Below are 19,765 nucleotides of genomic sequence, written 5' to 3'. Positions count from 1 at the left end.
CACATAGCATCATTCACTTCGATTGGGCCCTGTGGCGATTTAATGGTTCCGGACTTGCGGGTCGTCCAAGCCTTGTCCCACGGCCCTCTCGAGCGCGGCCAGGGCGTCCAGGTAACTGTACAAAGCGGTGTAGTAATTGGTTTGGGCCTGGGTCAGGTCGGTGCGGGCATCGAGCACCTCGGTGGAGGTGGCCGCCTCCTGCCGGTATCCCAGTCTCGTGATGCGCAAATTCTCTTCGGCCTGTGACACGGCGACCCGGGCGGTTTCGATGTTGTTTTCGGCCACCCCGAGATCGAGATGGGCGCTCTTGATTTCCAAACGGACCCGGTCTTGGACCTCCCGCATCGTCTCCTCGTAAGCGCGTTTCTCCGATGCGGCCTTGCCCACCCTGGAGCGGGTCTTGCGGCCGTCGAAAAGGGTCCACGTGGCCTGGAGTCCAATGGCCGCGTTGTGATCGTTTTCATAGTCGTTGCTGTACGCTTCGGGCGAGTCGCCGTGTTGCAAGTAACCGGCGACGGCCGCCACCTGGGGGTACCTGGCGCTCTTTTCCAGGCTGATGGCATGCGTCAAAGATTCCCGGACCAGCACCATGGCCTGGAGCTGGGGGCGGGTTTGCAGCCCTTTTTCGATGAGCGCATCGAGCGGCCAGGCGACGGTCCGGACCCTGTCGATGTCCGCAATGCGGGTGTCGGCATGGATGTCCAAGCAAAGCCAACGGTTCAGGTCGGCCACGGCGATGCGGGTATCGGCGTGGGTCCGCTCCTTGAACTGAACGGCATTGGAGAGGGTCACCTTAGCTCGCAGGAGATCGTTGCGCCGAATGATGCCGCGATCAAAGAACATCCGGGCCTCCTCTTCATGGGATGAGAGGGTGTGGACGGCTTCATCGGCGACAATCTCCATTTTTTGGGCGAGCAGCACACGATAGTAGGCGCCTTTGACGCCCCTGGCGATGTCGAGGACCGTCTGCTGCTTCTCTTTCTCCTTGATCTCGACGCCCAGTTTTCCCATTTTATGTCGCGACGAGATCGCAAAGCCCGTAAAGAGCGGCTGAACGAGCCGCAGGCCCCATTGGTACTGGTCGTCGTGGGCTACTTGAATGCGCCGACCGCCGGTGATCATGTAGGGGGCCCGGTCAAGGGCGGTATAGGTGTAATCGGCCGATAGGGTCGGGAAATATTCCGCCCTCGCGCTCTTTTCGGCATGCTCGGCGCCGATCAGGTTTTCCGTGGACCTTCCCATCGCCGGGTTCCTTTCCATGGCGATGTCGATGGCCTGTGGCAGGGTCAGAACAGCGCCGCCGTCATCGGCGGAGACCGAAGGAACGCCTGCGCCGTAAAACATGAGCAACGCCACCACGGAAACCGCCAGCGACTTGGCCATCCCCACCTTTTTCCGAACCCGCTTTCGGCCGGGCTGGAGCGCCTTCCAGTAGAGGACGGGCATCACCAGCAGGGTCAGGGCCATGCCGAAGACCAGCCCCACGGCCAGCACCGATCCCAAAGGCCCCCAGAGCGGCGATCCGCTGATGATCATGGGGACCACGCCCATGGCCGCGGCCATGGCCGTGAGAAAGACCGGCCGCATGCGCCGTTTGCCAGCATCCATGGCCACACTTTTCAGATCCCGGGAGTCGTCCTGAATCGTGAGTTTGTCCGCGTATTCCACCAGGATGATGCCGTTTCTCACCACCAGGCCGCTCAGGCTGATCACCCCGAGGAACCCGGTAAAACTGAATGGGTTGCCGGTGACATAGAGCCCCAGGAAGGCGCCGAACCAGCTCATGGGAATGGCGGCCATGATGATCAGCGATTTTCCAATCCCCTTGAACTGGAAGAGCAGCACCATGAAGATCAACACCAGGCTGGTGAGCAGTGAGGTCGTCTGCTCGCCCATGACCTTCTCCTGGTCTTCCAGTTCGCCGCCGTAGTCGATGGTGATTCCCGGGGGAAGTTCCATGGCGTCGATTTTGGGCTTAATTTCGGCCAGGATGTCGTTGGGCATGCGTCCGAGCTGCGCTTCAGTACGCACGGTGAGGGTGCGCACGCCGTTTCGGCGTCGGATGCGACCGTGCTGCCACTCCGGTTCCAGGTCGGCCAACTGGCGCAGCGTCACCTTGGCGCCGGTGACCGGAGAGACCAGGTAGATGTTGTCGATGTCATCGAAGGCGTCGCGCTGTTCAGCGTCAAGGCGCAGCAGGATGTCGACCGGATGGTCTCCCTCCCACAGGGTGGAGACCGGCACGCCCTTGAGTCCACCGCCCAGCATTCGGGCGATGTCCTGGCTGGCGAACCCGAGCCGATTGGCCACCTCCTCGTTCACCTTGACGCGCAGGCCGTAATAGTCCTGTTGAAAGGTGGTGCGGATGAAATTGGTCCCTTCGGTGTTTTTCAGCAGTGCGGTGATATCTTCGCCGATGTGCCGAATGGCCGCCAGGTCGTTGCCCTTCACGCGGACTTCGATGGGCGCCTCCACCGGCGGTCCCTGCACCAGCTGTTTGACCAGGATCTCGCCATTGGGAAGAAAATGGTGCAGCCCGGGAACCAGTTTGGTGACCAATTCCTCGGTATCCTTTGCCGAACGGGTGGCAATCAGGATCTGGGCGTAGTTTTTGTCCGGAAACTGGGGTGCATAGGTCATGTAAAACCGTGGCGAGGCGGTTCCGATAAAGCTGGTGACCTCGAGGATGCGATTGTCTGCGGCGAGCAGCGTTTCGACCTTTCGGACCGCAAGATCGGTGGCTTCCAGACGGTTGCCCTTGTCCATGTAGACCTCCAGGCAGAACTGGTCCCGCTGGGCATTGGGAAACATCCGCACGGGAACGAGCGCTGCCAGACCGACGGTTCCGACCACGGAGAGGATGCCGAGCAGGATGGTCAGTCTGGGCCACTTGAAAGCCTTGCTCAACACTGTATCGTACAACCGCTGGACCCCGTCGAGAAAAGAGAACCGAGGTTTTTTGCCGTGACCCGAATGTAAACCCCTCTTGATGAAGACGTGGCAGAGCAGAGGAATGAGAAACACCGCTACCACCAGGGAAACCAACAGCGCCACCAGAACCGCGATGGGCAGGGTGTGGAGAAACTCCTGGCTGTTGCCCGTGAGAATCAGGTTCAGGGGAATGAAGGCGCAGATGATGGCCAGGGTGGCGGAAAAAACCGGCACGAAGAGATCCGTGGCGCTCTTTACGGCCGCTTGCCAGGTCGAGGCGCCCTGATCCAGTCGTTCGACATAGTCGTCGACAATGACGATGGCATTGTCGACTACCATGCCCAACACCACGATCAACCCGGCCAGTGTCATCTGCTGCAAGTTGATATTGAAATAGTCGAGGAACCCGAAAGTGATCATGATGGTGATGGGGATGGCCAGGGCCGCCACCATGGCCACCCGCAGGGGCAGCAGCAGCATGGTGACCAGGATGACCGCCGCGATGGCGATCGCGAACTCTTTCATGAAATGGCTGATATTGGCATCCACCACCTGGGGTTGGTCGATGGTCTTCTTGACGCTCACATCCGAAGGGATCCTCTCCTGGGCGACCGCCAGGCGCTGGTCCACCTTATGCCCGAATTCCACGATATTGAAGCCGTTCTGCATCTCCACGGAGAGAAGCACGGCTTTTTGCCCGTTGAGGCGGATAAAGGCATCCGGCTCCTCGTAACGCCGCACGACTCCGGCCACGTCTTTTAGACGCACGACCTGGCCCTGGGACGAGATGTCGACGATCTGGTGTTCAATCTGGTCGATGGACCCATACAGATGGGTGGTGTGGACCGGGATCTGTGCACCGCCGGATTTGATCTCGCCGGCATAGGTGATGGTGTTCATGGATTGCAGGGCCTCAACCACCTGGCCATGAGTCAGCCCGTACTGCGACAGTTTGCGGGAATCGGTGGTGACATAGATCTGCTCCGCCTGCTCGCCGTAACGTTTGAGCTTAGAGACCTCTGCCAGGGGACGCAGCTCGTCTTCGATGATTTCCAAGAAGTCCTCCAGTTCCGAGTAGCTGTGGCGCTGGGAGGAGACGGCGATCAGCAAAGCCACGGTGTCGCCAAAATCACTGTTGATGATAGGTCCGATGACCCCGGGCGGAAGCTCGGCCTTCAGCTCGTTGAGATCGTGGCGCGCTTTGGACCAGAACCGGTCCTTGTCGAAGAGCCACTCCTGCAATTCCACCTGGATGATCATCTCGCCGTCCTTGGTGGTCGATTCGGTTTCGTCTTTCTTGACCTCCTCGTACCGAAAGAGGAGCGCTTCGACCTTTTTGGTCACCTGTTCTTCCATCTCCAGGGTCGTTGCGCCGGGATAGAGCATGATGACCAGGCCCTGGCGAATGGTCATCTTCGGGTCTTCCCGTCGCGGCATGTGTTGCAGGGAGTGCATGCCGGCGAGAACGAAAATCAGGGTCAACAGCAGCGTGATCTGCCGGTGCTTGAGGGCAGCTTCAAAAAATTTCATTGTATACACTCTTCAGAGGGGGTGGCAGGTGTACATGGAATCATCAGGCGTCGCTGTTCCCTTTGGCGATCGTGATGGGGGCGCCGTCGGTGAGCTTGTGTTGGCCGGAAACGATCACGGCATCCTTGGCTGTCACTCCGCTTTTGATTTCGATCTCGTTGCCAAAGGCCGAGCCGGGGATGACCCGCCTGCGCTGGGCCAGACCGGTCTGCGCATCGGCCACAAACACATAGGTGAGGTCGTCCGCGTCGCGCACGATGGCGCTGCCCGGGACTGTCAACAGGTTCACGCGCTGGTCAGTCATGATCTCGGTCTGCACGATCATGCCCGGACGCAGGATGAAATCCGGATTGTCCAGTTCAACCTTGACCGCAAAGGTCCGGCTGCGCGCATCGGCCACGGCGCCGATCATGGAGACCTTGCCGATGAAGGAATGGCCCGCCAGGGCCGGGATTGTGACCTCGGCCTTCTGCCCCATGGACACCTGGCCAACCTCCGCTTCGGGGACCGACACTCGGGCGTAAATCACATCGGTTTTGACTATGGTAAACGCCAGGACCTGGGGCGATACGAGTTGGCCGATTTCTATGCCCTTTTGCCCTACGATGCCGGATATGGGGGCGGACAGGTCGGTATCGGCCAGGGCCTTGCGCGCGATGTTGCGGGCGGCAACCGCCTGGGCCAGGCCCGTTTTCAGCTCGATCAGGTTCTTCTCCGTAAAGGCGCCTTCCCGGTAAAGGGGTTCATAGCGGTTATAGGCGTCGTCGGCCTTGAGCAGCGCCGCCTCGGAGATGTCGAGATTGTTGCGGTAATCGTGGGATTCCACGGTGGCCAAAAGATCTCCGCGACGGACGTGATCACCTTCATCCACGTAAACGCGACTCACCTTGCCCGGCACCAGAAAACTCAGCGGTGCGGTCTTGTCGGCGGTCAACGTCCCGCTGACCGCCACCACCTGGTTGGCCGCCACTTGGGTGACCAGTACCGTTGCCACCGGCGTCGATGCGGCCAGTTGAGTCAAGGCAGCTGGCTTTTCCTCCAGGCTGCAGCCGACCAGGCCCCAGAGAACGAGGGCGAGGGTGGCGATCCCCACAATCCCCGCTTGTATCGACCTACGATGTTCTTTCATCTGCTTCACTCTCCCTCCGCTTCAATCCAAATCGAATGATCCACTAGGCCCATGTGTCGCACCTCGTCCGCCAATTCGATCCCCAGCGCCGTTCGACCCATGGGGCTTTCATTGGTTTCCCGGTGAATGTGGATGGCCCAATCGCTGTCCACCAGGCTGCCTCGGTAGATGACCAGCCGCACCACGCCCTCGGCACCTGCAGTGACATTGCGCCGGATGTCGCCGAATAGACGCTCCAGTATCGAAGGCGCCGTGGTCGCGGCAACGCGGACATTGATGATTTTAACCCACCGCAAGTGGACCTCGCTATTCAATAAACCGTGCAACGATGATGTGACGCCACGATCACTTCTTGGCATTCCGCTGATTTAATCAAAGATCGTGCCATGATAAAGTTTTCTTAAAATCAATAGGTTATGTAATTTTACGGTATTTACCGCGAAATATCGTGCTTTTAAATGTGAAATATGGCATTTAAAACAAGAATCTTCGATATTTCGAATGCGAGGGTGATGCGATGAATGGCGACATGAATTTTTTCCATCAGGCGACCCTGAAAATCTGCGGCAGCCTGGATATCGACAAGGTGGTCCGGGAATGCTTCGCCTATTTAAAACACTATCTCCCTATAAAGGGGATAATGCTTTGTACTTATGAACCGGAAAAAGGGGCTGTCCGCGTGCTCTCCCTGGCCGCGACCTTGCCCATCTCCGCCTGGACCAAACCGATCTATTTGTCTTCCGAGGCGCAAGCCCGTCTCACGACCTCGGGCGATGAGGTCCTCCTGTTACCCCATTCGGCGGACGATCCCATTGGCCGTGAAGTGGGGGGGGCCCTGGGGATCTCACCTTTTTCCGAAATCGTATTGCCGCTCAAAATTGACGAGAAAAAGCTAGGGGTCGTGCAGGTTTTTTCAGATGACGAGAACAGCTTTACCCCCGAGCATGTCCGGCTGATCGGGTTGCTTCACGATCCCTTCGCCATTGCCATGGCCAATGTGCTCCAGCACCGAGAGCTTTTGCGGTTAAAGGATCTGCTGGCCGATGACAATCGCTACCTGCAACAGGAGCTGCGCTATCTTTCCGGAGACGAAATTGTCGGAGCTCGGTATGGGCTTCGCGACGTGATGGAGATGGTCCGGCAGGTGGCCCCCCTGAACAGCCACGTCATGCTCACCGGCGAGACCGGGGTGGGAAAAGAGGTCATCGCCAACGTTATTCACTTCACCTCGCCGCGGCGCGACGGTCCGCTGGTCAAGGTGAACTGCGGCGCCATTCCCGACAACCTGCTCGACAGCGAGCTGTTCGGTCACGAAAAGGGGGCCTTCACCGGCGCCATCCGCAGCAAACGGGGGCGTTTCGAGCGGGCCCACCGCGGCACGCTTTTCCTGGACGAGGTCGGCGAACTGCCACTGGCGGCCCAGGTCCGGCTCCTGCGGGTGCTTCAGGACGGCATCATTGAGCGGGTCGGCGGGACCGACCCCATCGAGGTGGATGTGCGGATCGTCGCAGCTACCCATCGCAACCTGGCCGAGATGGTCAAAAGCGGGCGGTTTCGGGAGGATCTGCTCTTCCGGCTCAATGTTTTTCCCATTCACATCCCACCCCTGCGCCGGCGCAAATCCGACATTCCGGCCCTGGTCCACCACTTCATCGACCGAAAACTCAAGGCGTTCAATCTCTACAAGCATCCGGGCCTGGCGGCGGGCACCATGGATCTGCTCGCGGCCTACCCCTGGCCGGGAAACGTCCGGGAACTCGAAAACATAGTCGAGCGGGCCCTGATCCGCCATCAAAGCCGCTCCGAAGAGGAACCCCTCTCGTTTGCAGGCCTGGTCGACGATCGGCCCGACGACGACGCCCCGGCGAGGGCAGATGAAACACTTCGTCCGCATCTCTCCCTGGATGCGGCCATGCGCCGGCATATCGAAGCCGTCCTGCGCTCGACCCACGGCAGAATCCAAGGCAGGGTGGGCGCGGCCGCCCTCCTCGGCATCCATCCGAGCACGTTGCGCAGCCGCATGGATAAGTTGGGCATTGCTTTCGGGAGAAAGACCACCAGGGTAAACAACCTGTTTGCCAATTCCTGATCAATCGCTTGCTGATGATCCCGATGTAACAGATTAACCAAAGAATCTGAAACACCCATGATATCTAAAACTGCTTCAGAATCATTTCCAGAATTCCACATTCCGGTTCTCCAGAGGGAGGCGAAAAAGTGGGCAAAAATTCACCCTGAAATATTTCGCGTGTCTTTATATATATGCCATGAGCCTGAAAAATATGGGTTTAAATATTTAATTAAATGGGACGTTACGCAAATTCCAAAAGAATTGAACTCGCAAATAGATTTCTTATTGAAGGAGGAAAAATATTTTTCCGGCACGTTTGTGGCCTGTTATAAAGACTTGCCTAATTTTGGATATCAAAGAGAATGGCATATAGACATTTCTGTGCTGGATAATCATGCACTCTCTCATCAATCGAAAAAAAACGAGCTGCATGAAAAAAAAAAGGTAATTGTCCCATCAGACCATCCGGAAACCTTTGTTTCTCTTGTAGATATCTATTTAGAGGACCCAAAGATTGTCTTGTATAATAAAATCAATATAGATGAATCCTTGACAGAGGAAGTTTCAAATACAGGAGCCAATTTACAACTGGAAGATGACTTTAACAACCAATTGGACCAGTTGCTTGAGCAGGCAATGGAGCCCGTCGAGGCTATCTGGAGAACAATGGTGAGAAACATAAACAACAGCCTATTAAAAGAAGAATCGCGAGAAAAATTGCGCAAAAATGCATTATTTGGGCTCAAAAATTATGCGAGAAATAAAGGTGGCTGCCTAATTGCCAAAGAAGATATTGATAGCAAGGACCTGTATTCGTGGTCCAAAGATCCAAGAAAAAAATTCAAAGCAGGGGTGCTACAAAGATTGGTGACGCGGGTGTTGCCTCACCAAAAAAGCTATAGCAAACAAAGACTGTTTGAGAGGTATCAAAGACTCAAAAAACTGAACAAAAGTAGCTGAAAGGCAGCTTTTTTGATTATTTAAGAATTACAGATTCTTATAATTGAAAAAAGCTGCTTTTTAGCTGCGACATGATTTCGCTGCTGAACTATATGTGAGGCGCAACTCATACTGAGTGCGCCTTTTTTCGTCCAATGGCTTGTTGTTATTGGCTGATTCAATTAGATGGTGCTGTGCGAAAGGCTCAATCTTTGGAAAGTCTATTCAACCGCTTTTTCCATAATAATGAGGTTTGCGAAATCCGTGCACTGGGGCTCAGCGGAAAAAGCAAGGTTTGGCCAGGTTTTTGTTCGCGTCACGATGGCGGAATCGTGCGTGGCTATTTCAATGATCCGCAGACATTCGCTACAGCGGCGGCCGAACTTGATGACGCTGGTGCATCCGGCGTCTATTTCACCATCAATCCTCTAAAGCCTGCTTTGCTGGCCCGATGTGCAAATCGTGTCGAACCAAATGCCAAACACCAGGCAAGCGACACCGATGTTTCACTTATAAGGTGGTTACTCATTGATTTGGATCCGCGCCGGCCGGCCGGCATTAGCTCAACCGATGAGGAATTTGACGCTGCAAGGCAAAAAGCGCAGATGATTGCCGCTTTTTTGGAGGATGAGTTGAAATTCGGGCGAGGAATCCGGGCGGAATCCGGAAATGGATTTCACCTTCTATACCGCATTGAGGATCTTGCTAACACCGAAGAAAATAAGAGGGTGCTGCGCAAGTGCCTATTGACTCTGGGTGAGAAGTTCGATGATGACCATGTGGACGTTGACAAAAAGGTTTTCAATCCCGCGCGAATCTGGAAGCTCTATGGGACCTGGGCCCGAAAGGGCGACGACACCGCCGAACGGCCACACCGTAAATCACACATGCTCGATGGGCAGCCAGGATTACTATCGGATGTGCCGGTCACGGAAAAAGCAAAGTTGCTTAAATTGATCGAAATGGCGCCGGAAGAATCGCCTAGAAGACCACTTCCGTCTGTAAGCAATCCCCAAAAAGCAACCGAGACCGCTCCAGTCCATCCGGTTCAAAAACGCCCATGGCGTTCACCACAGTCGCTCGGCAAGATGGATGTCAGAGCGTATCTTGAGCATTATGGGATCAATGTGATCAAAGAAAAACCGACCGGTTCGGGCGCTGTGTTGTTTTGTTTGAGCGAGTGTCTTTTCGATCCGAATCATCGCGGCAATGAAGCCGCCATCGTCCAAAGCGACACCGCCCCTTATCTTACCTATCAGTGCTTTCATAGCAGCTGCCGGAACCGGACCTGGCGCGAGGCAAGAGAACACATCAGCGGAAATGATAGTTTAGCCCCTTTTTGCGAGGGTTACGAAACGGGCTGGAAACCGCCTGTCCAACAGGCAAGCCCTGCCGTTGAAATTCAGATCAATGCCGATGCTTCTTTTGGACCTGCAATCTGTATCATCGATGCCCCTGTTCCCCCGCCCGAAAAAGTCGATCCCCAGCTTTGGTTTTTCGAGAAAGGCGAAAAAGGGCGCCCAAAATTCATTCCCGCTTATTTGGCAAAATATCTTATCCGCCTTTTCGAGCCGATTTCATTCACCGACGGTGAATTTTGGCAATATCGAAACGGTCTATGGAGAAAGATAGGACGCTCCATTCTTTTTTCCGCGGGGACTTATGCCATGGGGGATCTGGTTCAGCCTGATTACGTCGAAAAAGGAATAAAGGTCGCAGCCGGTTTGGTTAACAAAGAAGAAACGGAGTGGCCCGAACAATCTGGCTATATCAATTGCATCAATGGCATGATTGATATTGAAGCATTATATCGCGGCAAGTTCACCGAAGCGTTAGTTCCGCATGATGCGAAATTCGGTAGCCGGGTTCAGATACCGTGTCGGTTCGATCTGGATGCCGAATTCGATCGGTGGGCCCGTTTTCTTACCCAGGTCTTCCCGGAAGATCATTTTGACCTCACAAACGATGGCCGGAGAAAGGAAAGGCATATCAAATCGTCTATTTTGCAACGCTTCTTCGGTTACTGCCTGCTAAAGGACTGCCGTTTCCAGAAAGCTCTTTTTTTGTATGGGACCGGCGCCAATGGCAAATCGACTGTCCTAAACATCTTGGAGACCATGGTCGGTCGCGAGAATACCAGTTCCCTTTCGATTGCAAGTCTCGGACTTCGATTTCAAACGCAATTTTTGCAAAACAAGTTGGTCAATATTGCCACCGAGACCAACACGCGTGATCCGATAGGCACTGAAATATTTAAGGCCGTAGTTGCAGGCGACTCCATTGCCGCTGAGCGAAAATATGGCGAACCATACAGTTTCAGGCCTCATGCCAAGTTCTTGGTGGCCATGAACGACATCCCGGTGATTCCCGACAAAAGCTCTGGTTTTGAGCGGCGCCTGATCGTTCTCGATTTCAAGCGCAAGTTCACCGAAAACGAAATGGACCCCCGGATGACCGAAAAGCTGGTGGAAGAGATCGATGGCATTTTTATGTGGGCGCTGGATGGACTAGCTCAGCTTCTATCCGAGGGCGGTTTCAACATACCTTCGCAGGTCAAGGAAGAAACGCGCAGGTTCATGCAGGCGCTCAATCCGCTTTTGATTTTTGTGGATGAATGCTGTGTGTTGGCCAGTGCGGAAGCTAATGGCCCGACCGACAGCCTGAATGTTCAGAAAACCCGGCTTTACGCCAAATACAAGGAGTGGTGCCAGGAAGGCGGCAACCGCGCTCTTAGTCGCAACAAGTTCTACGACCAATTGATGATAGGCTATCCCCAGGTGACCGAAAAGCTAAAGCCGATCGCGGACAATCCGGTGCGCCAGCGCTGTTTTGCCGGTATTTGTATCAGAGACGAGGCCTTCTCAGCATGAAAGCATTTCTTGCTTGCAGTTCTTTGAGTGGACATGCCGAAGCCAGGCTTCAAATTAAGAGCATGCCACCGCTTTCGACATCCCCCGCCCCCGGTTTCGAGCACGGAGGCTTTCCGTTGTGGCGATACGCAAAAACGTATCGTGAGGTGTTGTCTAAGTTGTTGATGTCTGATTGGATATACGGTCGATACAGTTTTTTCAAACTACTTTTTTATCATTTAATCCCTTCATCGCGCGATAGAAAAAAAAGAAGAAAAAAAGGAAAAAAAGGTTGTTACCGAAAAGCGTTGCAAGTGTATCGCTCCCCAAGCCGGAAGGTTTAGATTTTAAACCGGCTCGCATGCTGCGATCTTTGGCAGGGAGCGCCTAAAACCTGGATGTTTGTGCATTAACACATGGTTTCGGTGTGTATTTTTTGAAATTTTTTGCAAAAGCTTCGGTGGAAAACATCATAGATAGGTCAGTAGTGATCGGCCTTTTTTTTGAAAGAACAAAGGGGGAAGGGGGAAAGGGTGTAACGTGCTGTAAACACTACTTAGTTTAGTAAATGCATTGGGAGGTGATTCAATGAAATCGTGTCCGCTGAAAGTCGCAGGGAGTTATGCTTACTCTGGGGATAATAAAATTCGTGAAGACGCCTATGGTTGTGACGGAATCGAGTGCGGATGGTGGGTTGAAACGCAGCCGACGAAATACTCTGGATGTGCGCTGAAAATTCTGGCCTTGGGTTTGGTCCAAAAGGAACAATGCGAAGGAAATAATAAACGGTCGTTTGTTGATTTCTAAAAAGGATAAAGAAATATATTTACAAATATATTCTTATGTGGGTAATAAATTGTTAAATTTTACCTTTTTATTAACCCACAGCCAGGCAGGTCGAAAATGAAGGCAAAGCATCCGGGCAAAACCATCGCATATGTGCGGGTATCCACCGACAAACAGGATATGGAAAACCAGCGGCTCGAAATCCTCAAGATGGCCAACGATCGTGGGCTCGGCAAAGTGCGATTTGTCGAAGAGACAGTCACGGGCCGAAAAAACTGGCGCAGCCGGAAGCTGGCCGGCGCCCTGGAGGAACTGAGCCGTGACGATGCACTGCTGGTATGCGAGCTTTCGCGGCTGGGAAGGTCGATGCTCGAGATCATGGAGATTTTGAGCATCGCCTCCCAAGCCGGCGTTCGGGTGTTTGCCGCCAAGGGCAGCTGGGCCCTCGATGGAACGATTCAGTCCAAGCTGGTGGCCATGTGTTTTTCCATGGCCGCCGAAATCGAGAGGGATCTGATCTCCCAGCGCACCAAGGCGGCCCTGGCGACCAAAAGGGCCCAAGGCGTTAAACTCGGGCGGCCCAAGGGGCCGGGTCGATCCAAGCTGGATTCTAAACGCGATGAGATCATCGAGCTGCTGGAGCTGGGTATCACCCGCAAGCGCCTGGCCGAAAAGCTCGGCACGACACCGTTGAACCTGCGCCACTGGTTAAAAAAAAGAGGGATGGAGGCATTGGGCAAGGCCAAGGCGTGAAAATGGAATCGCAGGCCCCGGGCGGATTTGGCCGGGGCTTGCGATGAACATGATGCCGATCCGAATGCTGCATCAGCCTTGTGTTCGCCCTTCGGGGTGATGATCGAAAAAAAATCGATTGTCAAAACCAAAACCCCCCGACTGGAGTCCCATCCCCCCACCAATCAAGGTGGGTATGAAAATTTTCCACCATTTTAGCCCCCTTTTTTCAGCAAGCCTTAGGGGCCGCTATCGTCTCCCGAAAAAAAGGAATGGGACAATGAAACTCATCGACCTCAAAGCCTTGTCCGATCAAACCTCGATTTCAATCGGGTCGCTGCGCCAGTATCTCAAGCTGGGCCTGCCCCACTATCGAGTCCGTAGAAAGATCCTGGTCAACACCGAGGAATTTCAGGCCTGGTTGCAGCAATTTAAAAGCAGCACGCAGACCGATTATGACAACCTCGATGAGATTTTCGAGGATGTGGATTTTGGCTGTGCTTGAACCGAGCGCAACCTTTTGATACCTTGGGGCTGCGAATATGCAGTCAGGGTAAAACGAAAGGAGGCAATCCATGCCCTGGCGCAAATACAGTTCCAAGGAAGGTAAGTTCGGTTCCGTCTATCACGTGGCCAAAGGCATTCAGGTTCGCAAAGACCAGCGGGGCAAGTGGACCGTATATGCCACCAAAAACGGGCTGCGCAAGAACAAGACCATCGGGGACGGACGGCCTGGACTCGTTGCGGCGATCAAGGCCGCCGAAGCGATCGCGGCCAAGATCGATAAGCTGGTCCCGGCCGGAGAGATTAAACCCCATGAAAAATCCAAAGGCCCGCCCTTTAAAGATTACAGCCGGCAGTGGCTGGTCGGAAACACGGCCCGCTGGTCCCCTTACACCCAGGAGCGCTATGAGCAGATTTTCAGGCTGCACATTTGGCCACATGCGATTTTTAAAAAGCACCTGGCCGAAATCGGACGCAAGGAGATCAAGGTGTTCTTAAAGGAGCTTGCCCGTACCATGTCGCCGGCGACCATCGAAGCCGTACATGGCGTGATCAGCGGGGTGTACAACGAGGCGATGGATGACGAACTGGTCAGCGGCAATCCCAGCGCCGGTTTGCTTAAGTCGATTTTGCCGCCGAAAAACCGCCGCGATCTCAAAGCCCCCGATCCGTTTTCACGCAGCGAGCTGGAGCATTTTCTTGCCCACGCCCAAAGGATCGCAACCCCCACCGAGGTGATGATCCTCAAAATGATGGCCTTTGCCGGCTTGCGGCTGGGGGAGGCGCTGGCCATGCGCGCCGAGCATTTCAACCCGTCACGGCGCACGTATTACGTGGCCCAAAGCTATAAGTGCCGCGAGTTTGGCCGGCCCAAGGCTGGCAAGACCCGTTTGATCGATCTGCCCGATTTTTTGGTCGCCGATCTTCAAGTCTATTGCCAGCTGCTAAAAAAGGATAGCCTCAAAGAGGGCAGGGGAGGGCGCATCGATCTGTTGTTCGTCGATCCTACCGAACAAGGTAACTGGCCGTATTCCCAGCGTAAGGTGCTTTATCTGATGAAAAGGGTCTGCAACGCCGCCGCCCTGCGGGTGCGCAACCCCCACGATTTGAGACACACCTATGCAACCCTGCTTTTGACCGCGCACCGCAGCCCCGGCTATGTCCAAAAACAGCTCGGCCACAGCTCGATTTCGATTACCATGGATGTCTACTGCCACTGGCTGCCGGGGGAGGGAAGAGACGGTTTGGAAGAAGCATTGGTGGGAGAAAAAGGTGTACCAAATCGTGTACCAAATATGCATATTTTTGCATATGACGACAAAGGGCCCCGGTAAGTTACCGAGACCCTTCGTTTATTTCAGATTTGGTGCCGAAGGCCGGACTTGAACCGGCACGGCTCGCGCCACTACCCCCTCAAGATAGCGTGTCTACCAAGTTCCACCACTTCGGCACAAAATGTATGCGATCAGTTCTTTTCTGGCTCCTCCGTAGCTGCCGGTGTTTGGGGCGCCGGTGCGGCTTCCTGGGCAGCGGGTTGCTGATCGGTGCTCTGCGCTTCTGTCGCCGGAGCGTTATCGTCCGTTGCGGCCGGCAGGGTTTGGGATTGTTCCTGGTTTGGCAGATCGGTGACCAGTCGCTTTTCACCCGGGCTGCTGTACATGTAGGCCAATGCCAGGGAGGTGAGCATGAAGACGATGGCGGCCGCGGTGGTCGCCTTGCTCAGAAAGGTGGAGGCGCCTGTGGCACCGAACAGCGTCTGGCTGCCCCCGCCGCCGAAGGCCGCGCCCATGTCCGCCCCTTTACCGGTCTGGAGCAGGACGATGAGAATCAGCGCGATGCAAACAATTACATGAACGACTACGATCAGTATCGACATTTTCTACCCGTTGATCAGCTTTGGTAATGAACCAGCTGGCTGAAAGTTTCCGGATCGAGGCTGGCGCCACCCACCAGCGCACCGTCCACATCCGGCATGGCCATCAACTCTTTCACGTTGGAAGGTTTGACGCTTCCACCGTATAGGATCCGCATGCGCTGGGCAAAATCGGCACCGAACATCTGCCCGAGTTCGGCGCGGAGATGGGCATGGACTTCCTGGGCCTGTTCCTTGGTGGCGGTCTTGCCGGTACCGATGGCCCAGACCGGCTCGTAGGCCACCACAAGGGCCTGCAGATCCTGTAAAACAAAGCTCTCTAAACCTTTTCGGATCTGTTTGTCAAGTACAGAAAATGTCTGTCCGGCTTCTCGCTCGGCTTCACTTTCACCGATACAGAACACAGGGCTCAAACCAGACTGGACGGCGGCCCGGATTTTTTTGTTGACGGTCTGGTCGGTCTCTCCAAAGAACTGGCGGCGTTCCGAGTGGCCCAGGATCACATAACGGCACCCGGCGTCCACCAGCATGTCGGCGGCTATTTCACCCGTGAAAGCGCCTTTGGGTTCCCAGTGCATGTTCTGGGCGCCCAATGCGATTGGGCTGGTCGCGATTTCGGCCGATACCTGGGCCAGTGTGGTAAAGGTCGGTGCGATCATCACTTCCACCGAGGTGACGCCGGCCACCAGTGCTTTCAGTGCTTTTGCGGCCTCGACGGCTTCCTTGCCGGTCTTATGCATTTTCCAATTACCGGCGATGAGAGGGCGGCGGTTGGACATGAGACTCCTCCCGTGAGGTTAAGTGTCCATACTTTTTACAGCGTCTTGCCGATCATGGCGGCCAGGTCCACCATGCGATGAGAGTACCCTGTTTCGTTGTCGTACCACGAAAGAACCTTGACCATCTGATCGATGGCATAAGTGTTGTCCGCATCGACTATGGAAGAGAGGGTGCTGCCGTTGAAGTCGGACGAAACCAGGGGCAAGTCACTGAATCCCAGGATGCCGGCCAGTTCGCCTTCGGCTGCGGCTTTCAAGGCGTCGTTGACATCCGTTACGGTGACGCCGCTCTTGTTGACGTTCACCACCACGTCGACCAAAGAGACGTTGGGAGTGGGAACGCGTATGGCCAGGCCGTTGAGCTTTCCGGTCAGTTCGGGCAGGACCAGGGCGACCGCCTTGGCCGCGCCGGTGGTAGTAGGGATCATGGAAAGGGCTGCGGCACGGGCCCGGCGGAGATCTTTATGGGGAAAGTCGAGCAGCCGCTGATCGCCGGTATAGGAGTGGATGGTGGTCATGAGACCGTTCTGGATACCGAACTTTTCCATCAACACCTTGGCCACCGGGGCCAGGCAGTTGGTGGTGCAGGATGCATTGGAGATCACGTGATGTTGTTTGGGATCATAGGTGGTGTGGTTGACGCCCATGACGATGGTGGCGTCCGGTTCTTTGGCCGGGGCTGAAATGATGACCTTGCGGGCGCCGGCGGTAAGGTGTTTGGCGGCACTGGCCCGGTCCCGGAAAAGGCCGGTACACTCCATGACGATGTCCACACCCATCGACTGCCACGGCAGTTGGGCAGGATCCTTCACGGCCGTGTAGGCGACGCTGCGTCCGTCCACCACGATGGCGTTGTCCTCTGCGTGGATCTCCATGTCGAGCTTGCCGTGGACCGAATCGTGCTTGAGCAGGTGGGCCATGGTGGCGGCGTCGGTCAGGTCATTGATGGCCACGACTTGGATTTCGGGATGTTTCAAGGACGCCCTGAAGACTACCCGGCCGATCCTGCCAAATCCATTGATTGCTAACTTGATGCTCATCTTGCCTCCTTTTCGTACGTTCGAGGTATGAGGTTGCTTAATGGGAATAAGGCGATCATCCCTGGCTGCGTTTGTTTCCTTTCAGGATACCACTGGCCAGGGAGATGCTCTTTTTGCCGAAGTTTTCCAGGTATTCGGCCAGTTGAGACAAGCCCTTTTTATCCCGCATGCCAACGGCCTTGACCACCATGGGTAAATTGACACCGGAAATGACCTCGATGTGGCCCTCGTCCAAGAAAGCGTAACTCAAATTGGAGGGGGTGCCGCCGAACATGTCGGTCATGATCAGAACGCCGTCGCCCTTTCCTACTTCCTTGATTCCCTTTTCGATTTTGGTTCGCAAATCGGCGGCATTTTCACGAAGATCGATGGATATGGCGGCCAATGCACTGGGACGTTCACCCATGATAAACTCGACGCAATCAATCAGCGCGTCGCCGAGTTGCCGGTGGCTGACGATGAGGATTCCGATCATTTTTGGCAATTTTCCTTTTTATGGGTTTGTGCTCAACCGGATTGGATGTCTCGGTGAACCAGTCGCACCGTGGGCTGGGTCTTGTGAATATGATCGTAGATCTGCTTGGCGATCACAACCGATCGATGGCGCCCGCCGGTGCACCCGATGGCAATGGTCAAGTAGGCCTTGCCTTCCTTTTCGTATAACGGAATCAATGGGTCCAGAAGTTTCAAAAAATTATTTAAAAATAAGCCCGTTTCGGGGGCTTTCAAGACGAAGTCCTGGATTTCCTTGTTTTCACCGTCCAAGGCCTTGAGTTCAGGAACAAAATAGGGGTTTGGCAAAAAACGCACATCCATCAACAGGTCCGCTTCCGGAGGACTGCCATGCTTGAATCCGAAGGAGACCACGTTGATGGCCATTCCCGAGATGGCCGTGTGCTGCCGGGCAAGGTTCAATATGGCAAACTTCAGCTCATGCACGCTGAGGTGGGTCGTATCGATGATGTGGTCCGACGCATCACGCAACGGTTTGATCTTGGTCTTTTCGGCCTGAATGGCATCGAGAAGACTGCCGGATCGCCCCAGCGGATGATGGCGGCGTGTTTGGTTGTAGCGCCGCAACAGGACCTGCTCGTCGGCTTCCAGAAATACGATCCTGGTGGTGTACCCGCTGTTTTTCAAATCGGCCAGCAAGCCGGGGTAATGTTTTAAAAAGTTTTTGTCGCGCAGGTCCATGCCAAAGACCCAGCCGGCAATTTCGTCTGTCGGGTTCTGTTTTTCCAGGACCTGCAAAAAGTGATGCACGAGCTGCGTGGGCATATTGTCGATGCAGTGGAACCCCGCATCTTCAAAGGCAGCCAGGGCCGTGCTTTTGCCCGACCCGGAGCACCCGGTCACGATGATGATCGGCCTTTTTTGCATGTTTAAAAGTCTTCATCCTTTTCACGGATGATGTCGAGGATCTCTTCGGTTCGGGTGGCCTGCATGAGTTGGGACTTGAAATCTTCGTTCTTGAGCAGTCGCGAGAGGCGGGCAAGCAGCTTTAAATGCAGCCCGGCAGAGTCTTCGGGGGTGAGCAGCAGGAAAAAGATGTGGGTCGGCCGGTTGTCCATGGATTCGAAGTTGGCGCCTCTGCGGCTCAACCCGAAACCAAGTATCAGCTGGTCCAGATTTTTCAGTTTTCCATGGGGAATGCCGATGCCGCCGCCGATACCCGTGCTGCCGAGGCGTTCCCGTTCCATGAGCACTTTTAACAGCTCTTCGTGGCTGGTGCCCGTCATGGCGACGACCGGTGCGACCAGTTCATCCAGAATGCCCTTTTTGTCTCTAGCTTTCAGATCGATGCAGATCGTGTCGGGAGTCAGTACATCCAGGATCTTCATTGGGATTCACCGCTGTTCGTTTTCGCCTCGGACGTCGTGGCGCGTATGAGTCGGGCCCCGCAGGCGTGGATACGCGCGTTAGCGCATATCCACCCGAAGGGTTTTGGACAACAGGTTTAATAAAGAAACGATTCCTTGTCAGGGGTTGGGTTGAATGAGACCGTAGTTGCCGTCTTTTCGCCGGTACAGGACATTGACCCGATCGGATCGGGCATTGGTAAAGACGAGAAAGGAGTCCTCCACCAGGTCCATTTGCATGATGGCTTCATCGACATCCATGGGCTTGTATTCGATGTTCTGGACCATGACGCGCCTCTCTCCCTCTCTCTCCACCGGGCCGGCTCCTCCCATGACAGTTTTGGCTTTGCCTTTGTTGGAACGGCGGTCTCTTACCTTCTGTTTGCCTTTCTTGATCTGCTTTTCGAGTTTGTCCAGAACCATGTCGATGGCCGAGTACATGTCCTCGGTCTCTTCCTTGCCGTTGATGGTCATGCGATCGCCTGTGATGTTGACCTCGGCGGTGTGTCTGAACTTTTCCACGGAGAGGACCACGTTGGCTTCACCCGGGTTGTGAAGGTATTTGTCGAAGCGGTTGAGTTTTTCAACGATGTAGTTTTTGATGTGATCGGAGGGGTCGAGATTCTTGAAGGTAACAGATGTTTGCATAAAAGATGCCTCCTTGTGGATAAGGGTCATCGCAAATGGGTATGCATGCATACCAAACCCGACCTAACATTTTAAATTTAAATATGGTTGAACGG

17 protein-coding genes and 1 tRNA gene are annotated in these 19,765 nt (G+C 54.8%); 7 read left to right on the top strand and 11 right to left on the bottom strand.

Annotation, left to right across the window (positions count from 1 at the left end):
- Positions 1-39 precede the first annotated feature (39 nt).
- The 3 genes from DFT_RS15285 to DFT_RS15275 are packed head-to-tail and all read right to left on the bottom strand — an operon-like array spanning position 40 to position 5,886.
- Positions 40-4,461, bottom strand: a complete 4,422-nt coding sequence (locus DFT_RS15285; RefSeq protein WP_054032015.1) for an efflux RND transporter permease subunit — start codon at positions 4,459-4,461, stop codon at positions 40-42.
- A gap of 43 nt (positions 4,462-4,504) precedes the next feature.
- The gene (locus DFT_RS15280) at positions 4,505-5,590 is read right to left on the bottom strand and encodes an efflux RND transporter periplasmic adaptor subunit (protein ID WP_083453533.1); all 1,086 of its coding nucleotides are present in this window, start codon (positions 5,588-5,590) and stop codon (positions 4,505-4,507) included.
- 5 nt (positions 5,591-5,595) lie between these two features.
- A complete protein-coding gene (locus tag DFT_RS15275; protein ID WP_054032013.1) occupies positions 5,596-5,886 on the bottom strand; it encodes a hypothetical protein in 291 nt (96 codons plus the stop codon).
- Positions 5,887-6,119: 233 nt separating this feature from the next.
- Between DFT_RS15275 and DFT_RS15270 the strand changes: the two genes are divergently transcribed.
- From DFT_RS15270 to DFT_RS15245, 7 genes are all read left to right on the top strand, one after another.
- Positions 6,120-7,679 (top strand): sigma-54-dependent Fis family transcriptional regulator, encoded by a 1,560-nt coding sequence (locus tag DFT_RS15270; RefSeq protein ID WP_235506240.1) that lies wholly within the window; start codon positions 6,120-6,122, stop codon positions 7,677-7,679.
- A 57-nt stretch (positions 7,680-7,736) separates the two neighbouring features.
- Entirely contained in the window at positions 7,737-8,621 is an 885-nt protein-coding gene (locus DFT_RS15265) for a hypothetical protein (protein WP_054032011.1), read from the top strand.
- A 191-nt stretch (positions 8,622-8,812) separates the two neighbouring features.
- Positions 8,813-11,470, top strand: a complete 2,658-nt coding sequence (locus DFT_RS15260; RefSeq protein ID WP_054032010.1) for a DNA primase family protein — start codon at positions 8,813-8,815, stop codon at positions 11,468-11,470.
- Positions 11,467-11,793 carry a hypothetical protein gene (locus tag DFT_RS25925; RefSeq protein WP_152972011.1) on the top strand — a complete coding sequence of 109 codons (327 nt, stop codon included), beginning with the start codon at positions 11,467-11,469 and terminating at the stop codon, positions 11,791-11,793. The genes DFT_RS15260 and DFT_RS25925 overlap by 4 nt, the downstream gene beginning before the upstream one ends.
- A gap of 559 nt (positions 11,794-12,352) precedes the next feature.
- Positions 12,353-12,988 carry a recombinase family protein gene (locus DFT_RS15255; RefSeq protein ID WP_054032009.1) on the top strand — a complete coding sequence of 212 codons (636 nt, stop codon included), beginning with the start codon at positions 12,353-12,355 and terminating at the stop codon, positions 12,986-12,988.
- A 259-nt stretch (positions 12,989-13,247) separates the two neighbouring features.
- The gene (locus tag DFT_RS15250; protein WP_054032008.1) at positions 13,248-13,472 is read left to right on the top strand and encodes a helix-turn-helix domain-containing protein; all 225 of its coding nucleotides are present in this window, start codon (positions 13,248-13,250) and stop codon (positions 13,470-13,472) included.
- Positions 13,473-13,542: 70 nt separating this feature from the next.
- A complete protein-coding gene (locus DFT_RS15245; protein WP_054032007.1) occupies positions 13,543-14,805 on the top strand; it encodes a tyrosine-type recombinase/integrase in 1,263 nt (420 codons plus the stop codon).
- A gap of 30 nt (positions 14,806-14,835) precedes the next feature.
- Here the strand turns inward: DFT_RS15245 and DFT_RS15240 are convergent.
- From DFT_RS15240 to hpf, 8 genes are all read right to left on the bottom strand, one after another.
- Positions 14,836-14,921 (bottom strand) — tRNA-Leu (locus DFT_RS15240).
- Positions 14,922-14,936: 15 nt separating this feature from the next.
- Positions 14,937-15,347, bottom strand: coding sequence for a preprotein translocase subunit SecG (secG, locus tag DFT_RS15235; protein ID WP_054032006.1), 411 nt, complete (start codon positions 15,345-15,347; stop codon positions 14,937-14,939).
- Positions 15,348-15,361: 14 nt separating this feature from the next.
- On the bottom strand, positions 15,362-16,123 hold the full coding sequence (gene tpiA, locus DFT_RS15230; protein WP_054032005.1) for a triose-phosphate isomerase: 762 nt from the start codon (positions 16,121-16,123) through the stop codon (positions 15,362-15,364).
- Positions 16,124-16,158: 35 nt separating this feature from the next.
- Positions 16,159-17,163, bottom strand: coding sequence for a type I glyceraldehyde-3-phosphate dehydrogenase (gene gap, locus DFT_RS15225; RefSeq protein ID WP_054032004.1), 1,005 nt, complete (start codon positions 17,161-17,163; stop codon positions 16,159-16,161).
- 55 nt (positions 17,164-17,218) lie between these two features.
- A complete protein-coding gene (locus DFT_RS15220; RefSeq protein ID WP_054032003.1) occupies positions 17,219-17,638 on the bottom strand; it encodes a PTS sugar transporter subunit IIA in 420 nt (139 codons plus the stop codon).
- Positions 17,639-17,670: 32 nt separating this feature from the next.
- Complete coding sequence (gene rapZ / locus DFT_RS15215) at positions 17,671-18,543, bottom strand: RNase adapter RapZ (protein WP_054032002.1); 873 nt, start codon at positions 18,541-18,543, stop codon at positions 17,671-17,673.
- Between the two features lie 2 nt (positions 18,544-18,545).
- On the bottom strand, positions 18,546-19,004 hold the full coding sequence (locus tag DFT_RS15210) for a PTS sugar transporter subunit IIA (RefSeq protein WP_054032001.1): 459 nt from the start codon (positions 19,002-19,004) through the stop codon (positions 18,546-18,548).
- 138 nt (positions 19,005-19,142) lie between these two features.
- Positions 19,143-19,670, bottom strand: a complete 528-nt coding sequence (gene hpf / locus DFT_RS15205; RefSeq protein ID WP_054032000.1) for a ribosome hibernation-promoting factor, HPF/YfiA family — start codon at positions 19,668-19,670, stop codon at positions 19,143-19,145.
- Positions 19,671-19,765: the final 95 nt, after the last annotated feature.

Source organism: Desulfatitalea tepidiphila, from assembly GCF_001293685.1.
GTDB lineage: Bacteria > Desulfobacterota > Desulfobacteria > Desulfobacterales > Desulfosarcinaceae > Desulfatitalea > Desulfatitalea tepidiphila.
The sequence above is the reverse complement of the archived record's forward strand: the minus strand, read 5'-3'. Positions and strand labels throughout refer to the sequence as shown.